Source organism: Thalassotalea sp. G2M2-11, from assembly GCF_017168195.1.
Classification (GTDB): domain Bacteria; phylum Pseudomonadota; class Gammaproteobacteria; order Enterobacterales; family Alteromonadaceae; genus Thalassotalea_E.
Genome location: NZ_JADNYL010000004.1, coordinates 333,988 through 355,330, shown reverse-complemented (window position 1 = coordinate 355,330; position 21,343 = coordinate 333,988). Strand labels below are relative to the sequence as shown.

The 21,343-nt window shown below is 39.4% G+C and carries 19 protein-coding genes and 1 riboswitch; of the genes, 7 read left to right on the top strand and 12 right to left on the bottom strand.

Going from position 1 to position 21,343, the window contains the following annotated elements; genetic code table 11:
- Positions 1-3 precede the first annotated feature (3 nt).
- The 5 genes from pnuC to IV514_RS15520 form a co-directional block, all read right to left on the bottom strand.
- Entirely contained in the window at positions 4-618 is a 615-nt protein-coding gene (gene pnuC / locus IV514_RS15540; RefSeq protein ID WP_206486222.1) for a nicotinamide riboside transporter PnuC, read from the bottom strand.
- A complete protein-coding gene (locus IV514_RS15535) occupies positions 618-884 on the bottom strand; it encodes a hypothetical protein (protein ID WP_206486221.1) in 267 nt (88 codons plus the stop codon). The genes pnuC and IV514_RS15535 overlap by 1 nt, the downstream gene beginning before the upstream one ends.
- Positions 885-909: 25 nt before the next feature.
- Complete coding sequence (locus IV514_RS15530; RefSeq protein ID WP_206486220.1) at positions 910-2,994, bottom strand: TonB-dependent receptor; 2,085 nt, start codon at positions 2,992-2,994, stop codon at positions 910-912.
- Between the two features lie 66 nt (positions 2,995-3,060).
- Positions 3,061-3,160, bottom strand: a riboswitch (TPP riboswitch).
- 176 nt (positions 3,161-3,336) lie between these two features.
- Positions 3,337-4,074: a hypothetical protein gene (locus tag IV514_RS15525; RefSeq protein WP_206486219.1), complete on the bottom strand. Its 738-nt coding sequence runs from the start codon at positions 4,072-4,074 to the stop codon at positions 3,337-3,339.
- 141 nt (positions 4,075-4,215) lie between these two features.
- On the bottom strand, positions 4,216-6,096 hold the full coding sequence (locus IV514_RS15520) for a methyl-accepting chemotaxis protein (RefSeq protein WP_206486218.1): 1,881 nt from the start codon (positions 6,094-6,096) through the stop codon (positions 4,216-4,218).
- Positions 6,097-6,261: 165 nt separating this feature from the next.
- Between IV514_RS15520 and IV514_RS15515 the strand changes: the two genes are divergently transcribed.
- From IV514_RS15515 to IV514_RS17725, 7 genes are all read left to right on the top strand, one after another.
- Positions 6,262-6,498, top strand: coding sequence for a VF530 family protein (locus tag IV514_RS15515; protein ID WP_206486217.1), 237 nt, complete (start codon positions 6,262-6,264; stop codon positions 6,496-6,498).
- A 133-nt stretch (positions 6,499-6,631) separates the two neighbouring features.
- Positions 6,632-7,483 (top strand): formyltetrahydrofolate deformylase, encoded by an 852-nt coding sequence (purU, locus tag IV514_RS15510; protein ID WP_241242406.1) that lies wholly within the window; start codon positions 6,632-6,634, stop codon positions 7,481-7,483.
- Positions 7,484-7,559: 76 nt separating this feature from the next.
- A complete protein-coding gene (locus IV514_RS15505; RefSeq protein WP_206486215.1) occupies positions 7,560-9,341 on the top strand; it encodes a PDZ domain-containing protein in 1,782 nt (593 codons plus the stop codon).
- Between the two features lie 163 nt (positions 9,342-9,504).
- Positions 9,505-10,035 carry a VOC family protein gene (locus tag IV514_RS15500; protein ID WP_206486214.1) on the top strand — a complete coding sequence of 177 codons (531 nt, stop codon included), beginning with the start codon at positions 9,505-9,507 and terminating at the stop codon, positions 10,033-10,035.
- A gap of 218 nt (positions 10,036-10,253) precedes the next feature.
- On the top strand, positions 10,254-10,655 hold the full coding sequence (locus IV514_RS15495; protein WP_241242405.1) for an isoprenylcysteine carboxylmethyltransferase family protein: 402 nt from the start codon (positions 10,254-10,256) through the stop codon (positions 10,653-10,655).
- The gene (locus IV514_RS15490) at positions 10,652-11,632 is read left to right on the top strand and encodes a hypothetical protein (protein ID WP_206486212.1); all 981 of its coding nucleotides are present in this window, start codon (positions 10,652-10,654) and stop codon (positions 11,630-11,632) included. The genes IV514_RS15495 and IV514_RS15490 overlap by 4 nt, the downstream gene beginning before the upstream one ends.
- 139 nt (positions 11,633-11,771) lie before the next feature.
- Positions 11,772-12,698 (top strand): DUF3369 domain-containing protein, encoded by a 927-nt coding sequence (locus tag IV514_RS17725; protein WP_206486211.1) that lies wholly within the window; start codon positions 11,772-11,774, stop codon positions 12,696-12,698.
- A 19-nt stretch (positions 12,699-12,717) separates the two neighbouring features.
- On the opposite strand, the gene IV514_RS15480 is transcribed toward IV514_RS17725, so the two are convergent.
- The 7 genes from IV514_RS15480 to IV514_RS15450 form a co-directional block, all read right to left on the bottom strand.
- Positions 12,718-13,896 carry a serine hydrolase domain-containing protein gene (locus tag IV514_RS15480; RefSeq protein WP_206486210.1) on the bottom strand — a complete coding sequence of 393 codons (1,179 nt, stop codon included), beginning with the start codon at positions 13,894-13,896 and terminating at the stop codon, positions 12,718-12,720.
- 96 nt (positions 13,897-13,992) lie between these two features.
- Complete coding sequence (locus IV514_RS15475; RefSeq protein WP_206486209.1) at positions 13,993-15,822, bottom strand: SLC13 family permease; 1,830 nt, start codon at positions 15,820-15,822, stop codon at positions 13,993-13,995.
- A gap of 105 nt (positions 15,823-15,927) precedes the next feature.
- On the bottom strand, positions 15,928-16,914 hold the full coding sequence (locus tag IV514_RS15470; RefSeq protein WP_241242404.1) for a substrate-binding domain-containing protein: 987 nt from the start codon (positions 16,912-16,914) through the stop codon (positions 15,928-15,930).
- 93 nt (positions 16,915-17,007) lie between these two features.
- Positions 17,008-17,448, bottom strand: a complete 441-nt coding sequence (locus tag IV514_RS15465) for a group 1 truncated hemoglobin (RefSeq protein ID WP_206486208.1) — start codon at positions 17,446-17,448, stop codon at positions 17,008-17,010.
- Positions 17,448-18,269: a DUF3034 family protein gene (locus IV514_RS15460; protein WP_206486207.1), complete on the bottom strand. Its 822-nt coding sequence runs from the start codon at positions 18,267-18,269 to the stop codon at positions 17,448-17,450. Before IV514_RS15460 ends, IV514_RS15465 begins: the two co-directional genes overlap by 1 nt.
- Positions 18,253-20,592, bottom strand: a complete 2,340-nt coding sequence (locus IV514_RS15455; RefSeq protein WP_241242424.1) for an EAL domain-containing protein — start codon at positions 20,590-20,592, stop codon at positions 18,253-18,255. Before IV514_RS15455 ends, IV514_RS15460 begins: the two co-directional genes overlap by 17 nt.
- Positions 20,570-21,202 carry a methylamine utilization protein gene (locus tag IV514_RS15450; protein WP_346776936.1) on the bottom strand — a complete coding sequence of 211 codons (633 nt, stop codon included), beginning with the start codon at positions 21,200-21,202 and terminating at the stop codon, positions 20,570-20,572. Before IV514_RS15450 ends, IV514_RS15455 begins: the two co-directional genes overlap by 23 nt.
- Between the last annotated feature and the right edge of the window lie 141 nt (positions 21,203-21,343).

The window sequence follows — 21,343 nt, the reverse complement described above, 5'->3', positions numbered from 1 at the left end:
ACCTTAATTGGCCTGCAATATAGCGTTATTACGATGATAGCGTGTTATCCATTGTATGTAGCCATAAATAGCTATCACGACATAAATAACAAATAAAGCTGCGGTCGCTTGTAGATCTTTGGCGAGGTACAGGTAAATTGAAACCGCATCAATAACAATCCAATACAACCAATTTTCTACTACCTTTTTAGTCACTAAATAGGTTGAGAAGACGGCAAACACTGTGGTTGCCGAATCTAAGTAAGGAAAATCAGTAGGGGTAAAACGTGCCATCAATTCACCAACAATTAATGAGATCACTGAGAGCGCCGTCACAATAAATAAATGCGTTTGCCAAGACCAAGACTGTATTTTCAAGGCCTGTTGCTTAGTTTCACTAAAATTTTGCCAACAATACCAGCCATATAAAGCCATGGCACAATAATAGACTTGTAAAACACTATCCATCCACAAGTAAACATCATAGAAGATCACCGTATAAATTACGGTACTCACTAGGGCAGCTGGCCAGCACCAAATATTTTCCTGCGCCGCTAAAATGACATAAAGCAAGGCACTAATAACAGCGAGCCACTCCCAAAAAGGCATACCTGTAAAATATTGCCATATTTCAGTCATTAGCTTTCTGCTTCAACTTGGCTACGGTTACCACCAATAAACTTACAGACAAAAACAGCAGCGTCGAGCGTTTGATGCACATGTTTAATTTCAGCCATCACGTGATTAACCGCTAAGTCATATTCGCCAAAGACTTGGGTACTCATGCCATTGGTCACCACTTGCAAGCCGTCAATATGACGTAAACGTTTAATAAACGCCCAAATTTCTGACTTAAACTTTTGCTCTGCTAATGGATATAAACTGATTTCTATCGATACTTCCATCCTACTATTCCTCCGTTAACACCGATTAAAATTGGTGATTAAAGGTCACGCCAAATAACGCAGGCTCAGCCAACTGAGTATAAGCCTTGGCGGTGTAACCATCTCGTGGATCATTACCAAAATAAAAACCTCGAGTGGCATATTCTTTATCAAAAATATTTCTCGCCCACAGTTTTAACTGCCAGCTTTCTTGCTGATAGTTTACTGAACCATGCAGGATGACAACACTTTCTGACTTTTCATTGTGGCTATCCGAAAAATAAAAATCATCTTTGCCATCAATATTCACATTGAAATGCCATTGATTATCAACTTGATAATTTACCCCAACATTAAACTGATATTTAGGAGCATGCGCCTGATCTCGGCCTAATTCAGTTGAACCATCGGCATAGGTATAACCTTCAAAATCCGTTTCTAAAAAGCCAACACTGGCATAATATTGTGTTGATTGGCTAGCTTGCCATGACGCTTCAACTTCAACTCCATAATTGTGACCTCGAGCAGCATTATCCCAGTAACTAATAAATTCAGCACTGCCATCTTCACGCTCATTAAGATGATAACTACTGATCTGAATATCATCACGTTTCATATAAAACGCTGCGGCTCTAAAATACGCATTATCATTGAACAAGCTGGTTTTATAACCTAATTCGTAATTCCATAAGTATTCTGGTTGAAACACACGCTGTTCATTTGGCAAGCTACCACTACTATTTACGCTCCCCGCTTTAAACCCTTTGTGGATAGCGGCATAAGTCATGGCATCTTGTGTCATTTGATACGCTAACACTAATTTACCGCCCACCATAGAATCGCTAGGGGTAAAAGCAATCCCTTGGGTGTTATCATAATCGGTATCACGCTGCTCATAACGAATGCCTGAGGTCAGGGTAAACTTTTGCGTTAATGCCGTATCAAATTGAGCAAAAAACGCAGTATTTTTTGCGGTAAATTCCGATAAAAAATCTTCTGATAAGTAGGTATATTGACGTTTAAGATCTTCACTGTCTTGCTTAAAGTAGGCGCCAATTACCCAATCAGTAGTATTAGCAAAAAGCTTATTTTTGTCGTTAGAAACCACGCGAAATTCCGCGGTAACATTAGTGCGATCTCGTAAGTAATGATCGGTTGAAGAATATTCCCAAGGGTGTAATCCTTGATAGCTCCAATCTTCATCATAACCATAAGCCAAATCAGAATCAGCAATACTGAAAATTGAGACTAAATCAAAGCCATCAAAATAACTGTAGGTGAACTTCGCACTTGCCGCTGTGGTTTCTTGATGATCAAAGCCCGGCTGATCAGACATGGTGGTACGATCATTATCAAGCGAAAATGCATCATAACCATTATCAAAGTTGGCATGAACCATAGTGATATCAATTTGTAGATCTTGACTGGCGGCAATCGCTAGCTTACCGCGTAATAACAACTCATCACGGTTATTGGTGTCATCTTTGTTCAAGTAAGTGTTTTTAATAAAGCCATCACTGACATACTGCTCTACAGAAAAACGATAGTTCACCGTATCACTGGCTGGCCCAGATAGCACAATCCCTGCACCATAGCTGTCATAATTGCCTGCGGTTAACTTAACCGCACCTTCAAATTCATCACTCGGTTGATTGGTCGACATATAAATCAACCCCGCTAGCGCATTAGCGCCAAATTGCGTCCCTTGAGGCCCGCGAAAAAATTCAATTTGCCCTAAATCGAAGGTAGAAGAAATGCTGCCAATTCCTGAAAAATCAATATCATCGACTATGATGCCAACAGACTGGTTAATCGGCTCCTGAAACTGACTTCGCTCACCTATACCTCGCACTTGGTAATAACGCGCACGCTGAGAACCACTGGAAAAATTAATATTTGCTGCGGCACCCACGACATCTTCTAGATTCTGTGCGTGACGAGTATTAATGTCATCTTCAGTCAGCACAGACAATGACGTTGGTGTTTCTTGGATGTTAGTGACACGATAACCAGACTTGACCGTGATCACTTCAACATCGTTTTCTTCAGTAGTGGTTGGAGTCGCTTGGGCAAAGCTTTGAGATAAAGGTAATAATAGGGCAATAGCAATAGGCGTTTTTACAAATTTCATTTGACTCTCACATACACACCACCGCAGAAAGCCAAACTAGCCAACTAAGCATGCAATATTACCACTTAGCGACTAACTAACCATCCCTACGACGGCATTATCCGTTTCAGGTAATAAGGGTAATAGTTCTCAGCATGTAAACAAACATGCACCCCTTGGTTTGGCCGCGATAGTAACAAGTTGTGAAAAAATGTACAGTAAAAAATGAGAATTAATGATGGCTATGAAATAAATGGCCAGGACTTGGTGTTCTTTTCTTGATATGGGGAGCGCATGTAGCCCTCAAAAATGTCTAGTGATTTTAAACATGAGAGGCTTCCCCATTACTCAACTCAAATGTTTTTAACCTCTATCCCAAACATATACATTAAAGTCCTGATAGCCTTTCTCCGTCGTTTTACTAAATGAAGTACCAAGTAATTTTTTATCAAGCTTTCTAATTAACTTATGGATATCAAGCTCTTTCCCGTAATCTTTTTTGATGAGAATTCTTATAACACAGCCTTCGATAGTACAATTAACATCTTGCTCGATAATCCCATTGGAATGCTCGTATAACTCATTAACTATTGAATTTTCAAGATTTATACTGTGGTCAGAACTTCTAGAAGTTGAATTCACTTTATAAACGTCTTTCAATAATCCTAGTCCTCTGTTCTGCAATAATGAATGTGTATCTTGGTCTAAATACATCGCTAACTCAGATAAAATATATTGTCTTTCCTCTTCTATCTTTTTGTCTTTTTCTTTTTTTCTGCGAGCGTTTTCTTCTATTGCCATTTCTAATATTTTATCAGGCTCTAAAAAACATTCGCTATTGCTTTGCTTAATATTTTCATTATTGGCATGGGCTGTTTCCAAAGCTTTAATATCGTGAATTTGACGATCAACTGACTTTTTAAACTCATTAAATGAGTTTAAAATAGCAGAGACTTCATTCTGTTTTTGGAGCAGATTTTTATTTAATAAAGCTAGGTCCTCGTCAAGTTCTCTATTCTCTGTAAACTGATAAAAATTGGTTGCCACTAGAAAGGTAAACACAACAATCAATAAACTAATTTTTGTCGTATTAATTAACATAGTTCCCTCTTTATTGTTTCACTGACTTTCTACTACTGATCGGTTTTAATTCTCGCCGCACGTTTTCACTTATAGCTGTCTATTAGATGAACTCGAAACCTAACCGTAAACACTTTAAGAGCAGATATGAGCGACTAAAATTTATACTTTAAATTGACTCACTAGTTTATTTAAATCACTGAATTCTTGTTGCAAGCTGTCACAGGCACTTTCTGTTTGTTGTAAATTACTGACCCCTTGCTGGTTCAATTCCATAAACTGTAAGATATCTTCATCAATTGACTTGATCACATCACTTTGTTGGCGCGTCGCTTCAGCCACCGCATGATTTTCATTGTCCACTTTGTTTAGCGCACTAACGATAGTTTGCATTTTTTCATCAGCAAAATTTGCTTTTTCGACACTTGATTGACTGTTTTTCTGACTCTCTTCCATGGCTGTTACCACCGAAATAGTACCCTGTTGTAAATTATCTATCATGGTTTCAATTTCAGTTGCCGCCTCTTGCGTACGTTGCGCTAACTGTCTGACTTCATCGGCAACAACCGCAAAACCACGACCCGCTTCACCCGCTCGTGCTGCTTCAATAGCAGCATTTAAAGCAAGTAAATTAGTTTGCGAGCTCACGCCCATGATCACATCCAAAATATTGGCAATATTATTAGCTTCAGCCCGTAATTTTTCGATATCGCCACTGGAGCTTTCCATCGTGCCTGATAATTGTTCAATAGAACTAATATTATCATTTAAGGCACTCATTCCTTCCTGTGATTGGGTTTGCATTGCTGAGGTTAATTCAGAGGCATTGGCTGCATTGACAGAAATTTCATCCGAAGAACTATTTAACTCGGTAATGGCACTAGAGACATTTGTGCCTCGACTTAATTGCTGATCAGCCATTTCAATCCCTGCATGCGCACTTTGTCTCACCTGCGCAATATGTTGTTCCAGCGCATCCGCAGACGCCTGAACTTGTTGCATCGATAAATGAATGCGCTCAATAAAGCCATTAAAATTCTCCGACAACTCTCCTATTTCATCCCGAGTATCAACCACTAAACGTTGAGTTAAATCACCATCACCTTGCGAGATATCTTTAATGGCATCATTTAAACGATAAATTGGTTTCATTAAATGATTAAACAACAGATGTAATAAGCCAACCGTCACCAACAAGCTGATCAGCGCGACAATAATCGCTGTATTTCGCGCCGCCACTAACGACTTGTAGGCCTTTTCACGATCGAGCACCACTCCGACATACCAGTTGACCGAGTTTATGCCTTTAATCGGAATGAAGGACACTATGCTCTGTTCATTGATTTCATTGAGATCTTTAGAAAATTTGGGTTGAACACCAAGTAAGTCTTCGACATTTTTTTCCACATATTGGGCTTGTGGATGACTCAATATTTTGCCTTTTGATGTCATCAAATAGGCATAACCAATGTCGAGAAAATCAATCGCATTTAAAATATCAGAGATGTCATCAAGTAAAATATCACCGCCCGCAACCCCGATAAATTCACCGTTAACCTCTATCGGGGCAACAGGGGATATCACTAATTTATCAATAGTGACATCCATATAGGGTTCAGTAAAAGATGATTTTTTAGTTTGTTTTGTTTGGGTATACCAAGGGCGTTTTCGCGCATCATAACCTTCTGGTAATACAAGGCTTTGATCGTCCAAAATAAATTCGCCGGTATTTTCTACGCCAACATAAGCACTTTTAAATTCACCCGCTTCTGCTGCTTGTCGTACCGCTTTTAACACAATATCTTTTTGAGGGTTTGCTGACGTCCCCTTAGCGATAGAATCAATAATGCGTGATTTACCGTTTAACCAATTCGCAATATTGCTGGCAACTGAATTACCAATTTCATCAATGGCACGATTAAGGTTTTCTTGGGTATCTTGCTTGATTGAAAAGTAATTAATACTGGTAGAAACGGCTAATGCCAATAACAATAAGATGGCACTTACCATAATGATTTTATGGGCGAATTTGAGCTGTAACACGTTAAACTCTCTTGTTATTATATTTTTATTAACACCTTAGCACTGCCCTGTTCAATATCCAAGCATGTGATTGATTATTAACTGATATCTACAGCAAATAATATGTACAGCAAAATTCACAGTTAATTGATAAACTATCAAGGTTAACCAAGAGGAGCATTGTTTGTGGATCAGCAACCCTATAACCCATTACACGGTATCACCTTAAAAACCCTACTCACCGAGTTAGTCGACCATTTCGGTTTTGCTTATTTAAGTGAACACATTAATATTCGCTGTTTTAGCAATGACCCAAGCATTAAATCAAGTCTGACCTTTTTACGTAAAACGCCATGGGCAAGAGAAAAAGTTGAAGCCTTTTATATCAAGCACAAACACTTGGTACATCATTCAACTCAGTGATCGTTTACCTACGTAGCATGGCACTGATATGCAACAAATATCTAATTCATAGCAATTTTGTACTAGCACTTTTCATCAAAATACTGGCAAACTGCTCACATTATCAGAAACAAACAAAGATGCTATGCAAGCAATGAATCATTATATTTTAACTTGGCAATGCCCTGACTCAACAGGCGTATTAGCTCAAGTAGCACAAAACCTGTACGAACATGGGGCTTTTGTCACAGAAACCTCACAATACAGTGACCCTTATACCGACACCTTTTTCTCGCGTATTGCCTTTGATGATCGCAATATGACAGTACCGATTGAAGAATTTACTCAAGGCATTGAAGAACTCGCTCAACCATTAGCCATGCAATATCGCTTACGAAAAAAAGACGACTTTCCTAATATCGTGATCGCTGTGTCTAAATACGATCATTGCTTAGTGTCTCTGCTAACCAAATGGAAAGCAGGCGTATTACCCGCGAATATTGTGGCAGTGGTATCAAACCATCAAGAGTGTCAAGGGTTAGTCGAGTGGCACAAAATTCCGTTTCATTATTGTCCTATGCACAATGACAATAAGCCTGAGCAAGAAGCGGCAATTTTATCCGTGATGGATAATACAGATGCCGATTTACTCGTGCTCGCCCGTTATATGCAAATACTCTCGGATGATATGTGTGAGAAGTTACGTGGTCATGCCATTAATATTCATCATTCTTTTTTACCCAGCTTTAAAGGCGCTAGGCCGTATCATCAAGCACATAAACGTGGGGTCAAAGTAATAGGTGCCACCGCACATTACGTCACAGCTGACCTCGATGAAGGGCCGATCATCGTACAAGAAGTCAAACCGATCAATCATACTTACACTATCGATCAAATGGTCCATTTAGGTCATGATATTGAAGCAACGGCCTTATGTCATGCGGTTAAAATGCATGTTGAACAGCGCATTTGCTTAAATGGTGATAAAACCGTGATCTTGAACTAAACGACAAGACGAATGAATGGATTTTCGCTAACATGACACTATTGTCATTACATTGTTAGCCGAAAGTTCATTCATTATGCATGTTAAATATCAAATATCAGCCATTAAGCCAAACAGCCATCTTTTTGAAGTAAGTATTCACTTTCAAAGTAAACCAAACAAAGAATATACTTTATCACTACCAGCCTGGTTACCTGGTAGTTATATGATCCGCGATTTTGCAAAAAACATTATTGAATTAACCGCTCAAGATGATGATCAGCAAGCACTGAAAATAGATGCCGTTGACAAACAAACATGGCAACTTAAGGCGCAAAGTGACACCACTCATATTCGCTATCAAGTGTTTGCTTTTGACCTCTCGGTACGCACCGCCTATTTAGATGATCAACGAGGCTTTTTCAATGGCAGCTCAACTTTCCTTGCTATTGAGGAGTTACGCGACTGTCCATGTCAGTTAGAAATTATCGCCCCTAATCATCATAGCCATTGGCGTGTAGCAACCGGCCTGCCGAGAAGCAATCACACCGAAAAATACAGCTTTGGTCACTATCAGGCTGACGATTACGCACACCTTATTGATTGTCCTGTCGCGATTGGCGACTTTGACAGCTTTGAATTTGACGTTGAAGGAGTGACTCATCACATGGTGTTTACCAGTCGCCATTATGGTGACCGTGAACGACTGAGCCGCGACATCAGTAAACTGTGTCAGCACCACATCAATTTATTTGGTGAAGCACCTTTTAAAGAATATTGGTTTATCACCCATTTATTGGCCGATGGCTTTGGTGGCTTAGAACATAAAAACTCAACAATATTACAGGCGAGTCGCTTTGATCTGCCCAATCCGAGTAAACCAGAAGAGTTGTCGGATAACTACAAAACCTTTTTATCACTATGTTCTCATGAATATTTTCATGCCTGGAATGTTTGTCGTATTAAGCCTAAAGCCTTTATGCCTTATCAGCTTGATAAAGAATCTTACACAGAACAATTATGGGCCTATGAAGGGATCACTTCCTATTATGATGATTTTTCACTTTACCGTGCTGGCATTATTGAATTTGACGACTACTTGAAAATTCTTAGTAAAACCGCAACACGGGTATACCGCGGTAAAGGAGAGTTAAAACAAAGCGTGGTTGAGTCTAGCTTTTTCACTTGGACTAAGTTTTATCAGCAAGGGGCTGATGCCGTTAATAATATTGTCAGCTATTACACTAAAGGCTCCTTAATTGCGTTATGGCTTGATTTAACAATCCGTGAAAAATCAGCAGGTCGTTATAGCCTTGATAACTTAATGCGCGAACTTTGGATACATTTTGGCCGCCCAGCTATCGGTACTGAGCAGGATGACTTTATTAACATCGCCAACATTTTATGCGGGGAAGATATCAGCCAGAGCTTTTGCAAATTACTTGATAACGCGAAACGGGTAGACTTAGCACCACTCTTAAAACAAGTGGGAATTGCCTATACGCCAAGCAAGTTTAAACAATTAAATGGTTTAGAAACGATTGAATCCAGTGACTATATTCCTTACTTAGGAGCACAATATAGCGCTCAACCTATGGGGGTAAAAATTACTCAAGTAATAGAAGACTCACCAGCGGCAAATGCAGGTTTAGCGGTTAACGATATGTTAGTTGCCGTAGATAACGTCAAGGTAAATGAAAAATCTCTGCAAGCGCTCGCCGAGCACTTACCGGCAAACCAAGCGGTAACATGTCATTACTTCCGTGATGATCAGTTGCTCACTTCCTCACTACAATTTATCGACTCCCCTTTATGCAGTATCACACTAACGGAGACAGACCATCAATTAAGCGAATCATGGCGTACTATCATCAGTTAGAAATCAAAGCTAAGTGATTGAAATTAAATATTTAAAATAGAGGTGTAAATATTTAATAACAAAATACCAAAGCTGCTGCCACCTTAAAGTAGTAACAAAAGTTACTTTTTAACTACTTTAAGGTAGCATGGTTCTTCCAACGATTGCCAAGAGAAGTATTACTATGATTAAAATTGAAAAAGTCCATCATGTCGCTTATCGCTGTAAAGACGCAAAAGAAACGGTTGAGTGGTACAAAGATAAACTGAATATGGATCTGGTATTGGCAATCGCTGAAAACGAAGTACCTTCAACTAAAGCCCCCGACCCTTATATGCATATCTTTCTCGATGCGGGTATGGGTAATGTATTGGCCTTTTTTGAGCTACCCAATTCAGACGAAATGGGCCGCGATGAAAACACGCCGGCTTGGGTACAGCATTTAGCGTTAAAAGTCGCTGACTTTGATGGCTTGGTCGCGGCAAAAGAGTCATTAGAAAGCAAAGGGGTAGAGGTATTAGGCCCTGTTCATCATGGGGTGTTTAAGTCCATTTACTTTTTTGATCCTAATGGCCACCGCCTTGAATTAGCTGCCGATATAGGTACACCAGAGCAATACAAGCAATTAAATGAAGTGGCGCCATTAATGATAGAAGAGTGGTCCAAAACCAAACGTGCCCCCAAGCACGCCGCATGGTTACATGAACAAGATTAAACCCTTTTAGTCGACTCTCAAATAAAGCCTGACATATGCCATCAGGCTTTTTTTATCTCTCTTTTTGATTGCAACTCTCCAGTTCGTCCAGTAGGCAAGTAATGAGATTAATGACATAATTGATTTATCGTTAAGTTGTCTTATCAAACATCAACGTCATGTATCATCTTGAACTTAAAATACCTCCGGTTATCTTAGTGTTGCTCTTTGGCGTTATAATGTGGGCTAGCAGCACTTTCTTACCGTTAGTTCCTTTGAATGATTTGTTAAGCCTAAGTATATTTATTCTTTTAGTAACAATAGGCGCAGTACTCACTATAGTAGGTGTAGTGGCATTTAAACGGGCGCAAACAACAGTCAATCCGATCAAACCTGAGACGAGTTCAGTATTAGTTAATACAGGGATTTACCGACTCACCCGAAACCCTATGTACGTAGGAATGGCACTTACGTTAACAGGCTGGGCTTTTTTTCTTCATAACCCGCTATCATTAATTTTTGTAGTAGCTTTTATTGTCTATATGACCTATTTTCAAATAAAACCCGAAGAAAAAATGCTAAAAGCATTATTTAAACAACAATATGTCGAATACTGCGCTAAGGTAAAACGCTGGATATGACAAATAGAATTGCTTACCTGCTGTTATCTACCTTTTTAATAGCCTGCTCAGATACGCAGGTACAAAGCTCCAATGCAACCCTAGAGCAACACTACAGTCAGGTCTCGCTTAAAGCAGCAGATATCTCTGATAATGGCCGATTCACTTTACTCAGTGATAATGCCCAAGTGTGTTTGTGGAATAACAACAAAAACAAACTACAATATCCTTGCCTTAACAGCCTTGATGCTCAAATGATCGAGTTATTGGGAATTTCATCATCGAATAAATATTTTTACACCTCAAACCGAGTCAATGTACATTTATACGATTTACACTCAGGGCGTTTAGTCACGGTATGGAGCGCCGGTGACAATATTATTAATGATATTGCAATGTCAGCCAATGAGAGCAAATTAATTTTTGGCTTTCGAAGCGGCCAAGCAAGTATTGTTTCGGTACTGGATAATCAAATTGCCACTTTCAAACCTCACCGATTAGATATAAACAGTGTTGCTATATCAGATGAGGGCGACAAAGCTTTCACCGGCTCAAGTGATAAAACAGCCGTGTTATGGCAAACTAATACCGGTAAAGCAATTCACCGTTTTGAACATCAAACACGCGTCAATCATGTCACCATGAGTGACGATGCTAGCTTAGGTTTTACCTTAGATGCCATTCGAGATAGATCTTTTTGGTTACTGAAAATAGGGGCGCCTTTTGCTGAATTAAAAAACAATATCAAGTTTATTGAATTTAATGATGCACAGTTTTCTGACAGCAAAAAGTGGTTAGCCAGCGCCTCTCCCAAACAAAAGATCCAATTATGGCAAACGAAAACAGGGGAACTACTCGGCCAATGGCAAGCGTTTAAACCAGCAGATAGTATTCGAGCTTCAGTGATCGCCATTGAATTTATTAATCATAACACGCTTGCAACCGTCACCAGCGACGGCGTGTATCAAACCTGGCCAATTCAAGCAATTTACCCCTAGCAGGGGCTGTTCGATCCTGATATCAGCACTTAGCAAAATAACTGCTGTACAAAATAAACCTAAGCTCTATGATAGGAGAATGGGTAGCGCGATTTTGGCGTTTAATCAGAGCTTATAAAAGAGTATAAAGAGAGTCGTTGTGGATTGGTTAGCAGACGAAGCCCCTGAAGAAAAAAAACACTACTTAACACCATGGAAAATAGTCATTGTCGATGACGATGAAGAGGTACATAAAGTCACTCAGATGACTTTAAGAAGCTTTGAATTTGAACAACGCCAGCTGGAGTTTGTAAACCTATACAGCGGTCAGGAAGCCAAAGACTACTTTGCCAATCATCATGATATCGCCATGGTATTTCTTGATGTTGTCATGGAGTCAGACAGTGCGGGACTTGACGTGGTCAAATATGTCAGAGAGACTTTACATAATCATTACACCCGCATAATCTTACGCACAGGTCAGCCAGGCACCGCTCCAGAAGACGAAGTCATTAAACAATACGACATTGACGGCTATAAGACCAAGACTCAAATTACCGCTAACACTTTAAATCATACCGTTTATCTTACGTTGCGTTCATATCGAGATTTAGTGCGTATTCAAAGTTACCAACGAGGGTTAGAAGCCCTGATCCACTCCATTGCTGATATTACCCAAATTGATAATATTATGGAGTTATCCAATGCGGTACTAGAGCAAATCAAGTCAGTGCTAAATGCTGAAAACACCCATTTTCTGGTTAAAGAAACCGAGGCTTTTTCTTTAGTACAAACTGACGAACATTGTTGGAACATTTCTATCGGCGAGTCTTGTGCATCTTTTGTAGAAGCAGATAACAATAAGTCGGAAGAGCCGATCGCCAAACTTGCCCAACAGTGTTTTCAACAAAAAGATCACTTAATTAAGCCACCTTATTATTGTCATTACTATCGTTCTGCCAGAGGTACTGAAAGTACTTTTGTTGTTAAGGGGCTTGGAGAACTAACACCAACCTCATTAAAGTTAGTTAAGCTGTTTTCTATCAACATTATTGTCACCATTGAAAAACTGCTTATCACTCAATAATACCCCCCGTATTCGGCGCTTAAGTTTTACTGCTTAGCTGGTGCACTTGTGACCAAAATTGACTTGATAATTTGTTGATGACATTTGATTCTGCATTAATCAGCATAGCAAAACCAATGCCTAACTCTGGTGCATAGCCAATATCAGCACGAAAGCCTGCCACCCAACCAGAATGATAAATAATGGTGTGATCATTTACCTGATAAATACGCCAACCATAGCCATAGTGGGCATCATCTAAATATTCTCGCCAGTATTTTCGCCTTAACTCTTTCCGCGTTTTAATTCTAGGCGTGGTTAGCTGTTCAATTAACTGTGGTGTTAATACCTCAGGTTGATAACCTAAATTGGCAATTAACCACTTTGCCATATCATTAATACTGGCATTCACACCTGCCGCTGGCGCTACTTTATAATAATCCGGCTCAACATCCACGGTACGCCATACATACTGTTTAATAGTATTACCTTGTTGGTCTTTTCTACCGGTATTAATTCGATTGATTAAAATATGTGGCTTAGCGGTATTATTCTCAGTTAAAAACACTTCGATACCGGTTGAGGCATCTTCCATCTTCAACGGTGTGAATATGCGTTCATCAAGTAACGCTTCATAACTTTTGCTTTGGCTTGCCTCAATTGCCGGCTGTAAAAAACCGTAAGCAATATTTTGATAACCGTAACATCGCATTGGCTGACAAATAGGCTTAATACGTTTAAAGCGTGAAATGATTTTTTCCATGCTCCAATTCTCATGCAGTAAATTGTCATATGCATTGGGCATCAAACCGCTGGAATGGCTTAATAGGTGATGTAGCTGAATTTTCTCAGCTGCGCCTGATTTAGCCAGTGAAAACTCAGGCACATACTTAGTAATGGGATCCGATAAACTCAGACGGTGCTCTTGTGCAAGCATAGTCGTCAACGTGGCAGCAAAAGGTTTTGACACTGAAGCTAACCGAAATATGGTATGTTCATTAATCGCTTGCGACTTATTCTTATCGGTATAGCCAAAGGTATTTAGCGCAACGACTTCATTGTCCTTGACGATGGCATACGCCCCGCCTGGTACACTATGCTTATCAAGTTCTTTCGCAACATGGCGGGTAAACGATTCACTAAACTCGTTTAAGTCAAAAGCATGTGCAAGAAGTGGCAACCATAAGCCAATAAACAGATAAATAAATCGAAGGAGCATAAGAAAAGCATTGATCAATAAAACCCCATTTTAATAACGTGTATTTTAAAGGTCAATAAAACCCAACCGTGAATACCCTTTCGCACGATATCTGTTTTATAGATAAAACCAACTCAACAGAAAAGATAACGATATCCACATTAAAATAATAAGGGGGACTCCTACACGGATGAAGTCTGAAAATTGATATCCTCCGGCATTCATCACTAATATATTCGTCTTATATGCCATAGGAGTGGCATAACTTAAATTAGCACCAAATAATACCGCTAAAATAAAAGGCTCAACTGGCAAGTTCAACTGTGTTGCCACCGAAACCGCAATCGGGGTACCGATAACCGCAGCCGCATTATTTGACACCACATTAGTTAACACCGCAAGCATTAGCATTAACGCAGATATTATGCCACCAGGCGGTAAATCAAACGCTAGAGCAACAAACAATTGCGCAATATACTCAGCTCCCCCTGTTTGCATCATAGCCGAACCTAGCGCCAGTGAAGCAACTACAATTAACACCACCTGACTACTGAGTGCCGCAGACACTTCGCCCCAATCTAAACACTTAGTGGCCAGTAATACTAAAATGCCGCACATGGAGCTTATCGCGATAGGTAAAATACCGAAGGCGGCAACGGCAACCACTAAAAATAATACCGTTAATGCCACGGGTGCTTTTTTTGAATGGGGTAAATCAGAAGCGCCATCAATAATCAAAAAGCCTTGCGCTTCTCTAAGCTCAGCAACTTGTCGACCATCCCCTTGCACTAACAGAACATCACCCGTTTGGATAACAATATTGCCAATACTTCGTCGGCCAATTTCCATCGCTTTACCATCGCGGTGTAACGCCAATACCGAAATGCCATAACGTCTGGCAAATTGAACGTCTTTGAGGGTACGTCCCACTAATTCAGACGACTGGATCACCACAATTTCGGCTAATTTCTGCTTTTCTGCCTTTAACGGATGTTCGTCATCGACACGATGCGCCCCTGAAAATAACGTTGCTTGTAAAACAGATTCAAATTCTTTGAGTTGATCTGGGGTATCTTTCACATGTAAGCGATCCCCCTCTTTTAACACCGTATCAGGAAACGGCATGATATTGCGATAATCGGGACTTCGCTGAATAGACTCTATCGTCATTTGATCATCGGTTAACTTAAAAATTTCTGCCACGGTTTTACCGTTAGCCACACTGTCTTCATTAATATTCAAGTACGCGCTAAACAAGCGCAGTGAGGTATCAGGTAAAGAAGCTTCACGCGCGGGCAATAATTTTGGCGCAATCAGCCAGAGGTAAACAATCGCAATCGCCCCAGCAATTAATGCAGGCAGACTAAAATCAAACATATTAATACGCGGCAGCCCCATATCGCTCGCTACACTGACCACTAATAAGTTGGTAGAGGTTCCTATGGTTGTGGTCATACCGCCCACTAGTGTTGCTAATCCCATGGGGAGTAACATCGAAGAAGTATCTGAATGAGTACGCAAGGCGACGCTGGTGAGAATTGGCAACAACAACACCACAATAGGGGTATTATTGACAAATGCACTCAGGGCACCGGCAATAATCAAGGTGAACAGTAACGAAATCGTAGGGCTAATTTTCCACAGCTTAGCTAAGTTACGTCCGACCGGCACTAACGCTCCGGTACGTACTAAAGCATGACCAATGATCATTAATGCACACACAGTCACTAACGCCTCGTGACCAAAGCCAAAAAACAACGACGAGGGTTCTAAGTGTTTTCCGTCATGTTCAAAAGGAAATACCGTAAAGATCAAGCATAAAATCACTAATACCGACAGTGATGAGGTTTCCAGTGGAATATCTTCTCGGCGAAAAAAGTACAGAGCCACTACAGTTAACACCAGCATGGCTAGGGCGTGGTGGTTAGGAATGTCTGGAATATTCACATTATGCTCTTTATCACAACTAAATACTTGTTTTAGTAAACGTTAGCATCAGCTGAAATAAAACGCGATTATTTCATGATAAATTACACTTTTAATCAATCGCCATTAGAAATTAGTGGTGCACTTCTCTACATTTTCTTGCGTACAATAATGATAATCTAAATAGTAATGTAATTTAGCTGGCCGTTCTTTAAACTGAATATATCGAAATAACAGCTCAGCGCCGAGATGCCCCATTTCAAAAGGGCGCTGGCCAATATTAGCCACGGATAAACCACGCTTAAGCGCCTGTAGCTGTATTTCTTCAGTATCCGCCGACACTATAATTAGCTCTTGTTTGTCAATCATCGACTTAAATGGCGTCATTCGCTTAATATAATCAGGATTAAACTGCGCAAACCCCGCCACTGCGAGAAAAATGGGCGGTTCTGCCAATGTCACCACGGCTTCAAGTTGCGTTAGGGCTTTAGCACGTTTACCTAAACTGTATAATGGGCAACGTACATACTCACTCCAACCCTTTTGTCCGGTTAAACGTTTAGTGCTTTGTCCAGAAAGAGCAAAGCGAATCCCAGCGATACGCTGATTTAAATTCGGCGTGGTTTGATGCCCGGATTGTAAACACAACATATTCGTTTCATCGTCAGCAAACTGTTTAATATATTCACCTAAGGCAATACCATAATCATAATTATTAGTACCAACATACGCTAAACGATATTGCTGATGTTCAGGCAGTAAATCAGAGTCAAAGGTAATTACCGGGATATTATCTTGCTGTAGCTTTGCCAAAGCACTGCTGACGATAAACCCTGAGTCAGTGGTTGAAATTAATAAACCATCAATACCTTTTTTCGCCATGGCATTAATCACTTGAGCCTGAGAGCGAATATCTTGGTAATCTTGCGGTCCATCATAAATACAACGCATATCTTGATGTTGCTTAGCAAATGCTAAACAACCTTTGTATGATTGTTGATAAAAACTATCATTCTTCGTTTTACCAATCACACCAATGACCACCTCGCCAAATACGCTAGAAGTGAACAAGAAACAAACAACACTGATTATATAATACGATAATAATTTCAATTCAATTGCTCTTTTATCAATGCAAAAAACACCATATGCGGTTACCTAAACACCCGAGATCACTATCCTCAACATATAATTTTCTTCATCAGACTATATCTTAATAATCTGGGCTCTTAACGGTGCTAATTTTGCCAATACGCGATTTTGTGTTTGATAAGTTATGTCAATTTCTTCCATTGCTTCAATCAATAGTTCCACCACACGGTTAAAATCTGCCTCATTAATATTCATCCCAGTGTGAATATCAACCATAGTATCACCTGTATATTGGCAAGGCCCCCCCGTTGTCTGACATAAATGACTCATAAAACCTTGCTTAAAATGACTCACACTAGCTTTTGCAAAATAGGGAAAAATTTGTTCATCTTTGGCAATTTTTTTTATAACAGTATTCACTAAGCGTTCCATACCTTGGTGAGCACCTAATTGTTCATACAATGTCGCTTGATGCTTACTATCAATTTTTGTGCTGCATGCCGCCAACAATAACACCAACAACACAGTAAAAATAACACCGTTACACCTATTCATTAATAATACCCCATAACTGATAGATACCAGCCATCTTGATTAGGTAGAGCCGCAATCACATCTAAATTGACATATGCTAGAGTAATGCTGGCATTTTTATTAGGAAACCAAGCGATAAATATATCAGACCAATCACTCTCACCAAGACCTAAATTGTCAGGTTTTTGTCGATATTCAGCACCTATAGCAAAGTGTTTATTAATTAACACCGCTGCCGATATTTCTGCTTCAAAGCCACCTCCACCATTCGAACCGCCGAAACCCAGTAATCCCATTTCATTTGCTTCGGTATAACGAATAGTGGCATTCCATAAAAAGTTGTAACCAGCAATTAAGCCTAAATGTAACCTACTCGCTGCAATATAAATATCGGTACCGGAATCGTGTTGGGCACCAAGGGCGAAGGCAATGTCGGGGGTGTCCAAGGTTTTGTGTTGTATCCCTAACGACAATTGCGGCCAGTGACTATAAACAACATCACCATACAACCTATATTTAACTCCAATAATTTGCTGAGAAAGAGAAAGACTGAGCGGATTAACATCAAAATTTTGCTGGGCAAAAGATAACTCAAGGCGATCATAGAAATTCAATTGAGCACCACAACTGTCAAGCTGAAAGTCCTTCACTGTCGCTTGAGTACAAAATGCAGAAGCTGCTATAGTATTTTCAGTTGCATAACCCGCAAGTTGTGCCCAAGGCACCAGCCCACCTCCGCCAGCACCTTCTACTTGAGAAACGCCAGGGGTTGCTAGAATTTTTCCTCCAGCCAAGCACGTGGATGAGATAATAAAAAATAGTAAGCTAAACTGGCGAATCATATTCTTGATACCATATTACAAGTTGCTCTGCTGTGATCGGTTTAGATAAATAATAGCCTTGAGCATAATCACAGTTAAATTGGCGAAGTAAATCTAAACTCGCTAAGTTTTCCACTCCTTCCGCGACCACATTTAAGCCAAGCTTATGACCCAATGAAATAGTTGAAGCAACAATGTCTTGATCTTGTTCGCATTGATCTAATGTCAAAATAAAACATTTATCAATTTTTAGCTCATCCACTGGTAAGTTTTTTAATTTTGCTAGTGATGATTGCCCAATGCCATAATCATCAACTGAAACCTTAAAACCGATGGATTTTAAATGGGTTAAACGAGCGGCAACCAATTCTTCATTATCGGCTAAATCACGCTCGGTTAACTCCAGTGTGACTTGTTCACTATTAACGTTAAAGCGACTGATTTGCTCAATCAGGTATTCAATAAATCCTTCATGTTGTATATCTTGAGCTGACAAGTTAATAGACACATTGAAGAAATATCCTTGTTCTTGCCATTGCGCTATTTGTTTGAGAACTTGTGCGATAACCCAACGCGTCAAAGGCACAATTAACCCGGCATTTTCAGCCAAGCTAACAAACAACTCAGGATTTACAAATTCCCCATCTTTATTAACCCAACGTATTAATGCTTCTAGTTTATCAACTTTGCCCGTCTGTAAATTCAATTTCGGCTGATAGTTCATAAACATAGGACTTTGTTCACTCTCAAGTGCTGCTTTTAACTCTTCGATTAGTTTTAATTTATACAGGTATTGTTCATCTTCACCTTGTTGATAAAAGCGTAATACTTTTTGCTCTTTGAATGCTGAGACTGCAGCCATGGTTGCGCGCCTCATTAATCTTTCACCATCTGCACTATGCTCGATAGAGTTTGCCACACCAAAATATAACGATAAATTTAATCGAATATCATCGAGCCAAAACTGTCTATCAAGCTCGTCTTGTAATAACTCGATGTAATTTTCAATTTCATCACTTTGCGTGATTGGAATGGCAATCATAAATTCATCAGAATTTACCCTAGCAGCAATCACCTCTAGAGGTGGTGTCACCGTTATACTATCTATATACCTAGTAGTACGGCGTGCAATTTCTTTTAAGATAGCATCACCATTTGCTACACCAATCGTGTCATTTAACACTTTAAAGCCTTTGATATTAAAAGTGATAAGCACTAACTCAATGTGCTTTTCAAGATAATCTGCTATCACGCGGTGCATGGTATGACGATTATATAAGCCAGTTAATAAGTCTCGTTCTGCCTGATACTTAATTTCTTGTTCTCGATGTTCTATTGCAGTACCCATAACACTAAAGCCTTGGTAAAGCTCAAAAAATTCAGTCGGCATCTCGTCTTTAAGTTTAGGTACAGATAAATTACCGGCACTAATTTTTTTAGTAAGATTACTCAATAGATTTAAAGGTATAGTCACTCCTCGATGTAATAGCTTTGAAAGTGCAACAGCAATCACTATGACTAATATAGAAATAATCAAAATAGATGAAATTAATTGTATAAAATCATTGTGAATTGCCACTAATGAAGCTGACAGTATCGCTGATACTTTAAAGGAATCCCCCAGCGCTACTTGTTTATGAAAGAAGTCAACAGAGGTGAATAGTAGTTTTTCCGTTCGAGCTTGTTTACTGGTTAATAGCCCCTCAACAGTGGTTGGTTCAGTAAAGGTAGAACTTATAATTTGTTTATTTTTGACAAAAGTAACATCAACCGAGGCAAGCTCTTTTAGTTCCAATAAAGCCTGATGATCAAATTCAAAACCAATGATTGAATAAGCAATGAGTCTCGGAGCCTTGACAGGAACAACAATAATTTGAAATACCTTATTTTGAATATTAACTACCTGCCCATGTACACCTTTTAAAGGCAACAAATTAATATTTTGCTCTAGTACTTTATCTGAGAAAGATTGAAAACTACCGGAAGTGATAACCCTCCCTTCAGTATCAAGCAACACCATTAAATCGGCATTGATCCGTTTACCGTGGTTATTTAAAACGCTATTAATAGTGTTTTTATCTCTGGTAGCTACTGCTTGCTTAAAACCAAAGTCAGCTGCTAATACTCGAGCGGCCGTAATAAGCACTTTCTCCTGAGAAGATAAATTTTGTCGAATGACATTTTCGGCAAAATACATTTGATTTTCTATTTGATTATCAATATATCTTGCTACTTTAAAGCCAAAACTTGCGGTCAATAAAGCAACCGTTACTAAGATCAAACTGGTTGATAACCAAGTTATTTGTGCTTTAAAACTATATTTAGTGAACATTTGAGAAAACATCTTCAAAGCTATCTCGTGGTGCTGGTGGTATTGTTTCTATCACGACACCAAGCTCGCCATCTATTCGTTGAATTTGCTCTTTGGTAATTGTAATAACTTGTCCAACACCAGCTTTTTGATATGGATGCCATAGGGTTAATTTAGTCAAATCATCCCACGATTCATCTAGACTAATTAACCCCTGAACATCCGATTTATACGCGTTGCCAAACTCAGAAACATAAATATAGCCAACCATCTCATCATGTATATTGCACCCTAGTACCACCACACCTGATTGATCAAAGCTTATCGGACTTTTTGGCTTTCCCGCATATAGTTTTAGCTCGAAAACTTTAGGTTTGGAAAAAGAATAAACGTGATGGCGAATATTATCACTATTAGGAAAGCTAACAGCGCTATTTTTGGGGACAAGCAAGACATTAGGGAGAAAAGTTTTGTTCACTTGATCCATGACATAGATACCGTTTTTTGGCGATGGTAACTGGCTTGCTTGTGATGAAAGTATTTCAATAACAGCATCCGATAACGGCTGCAGATTATGGTCAACAATACGCAATTTTAAGCCTTGTCCGGTACTGGCAAAACTAACGATGTAGAATATAAACACTGCTATTATTCTTTTATTAATTCTATAAGTTACCATTACTTAATTATGCCATTATGACTTTTTATTGAGCATAGCCTCTTGCAATTTAAGTGTCTAGTAAACCTCGCTTTTATGTAATATTACAAAAGCGAATGCTAGAAT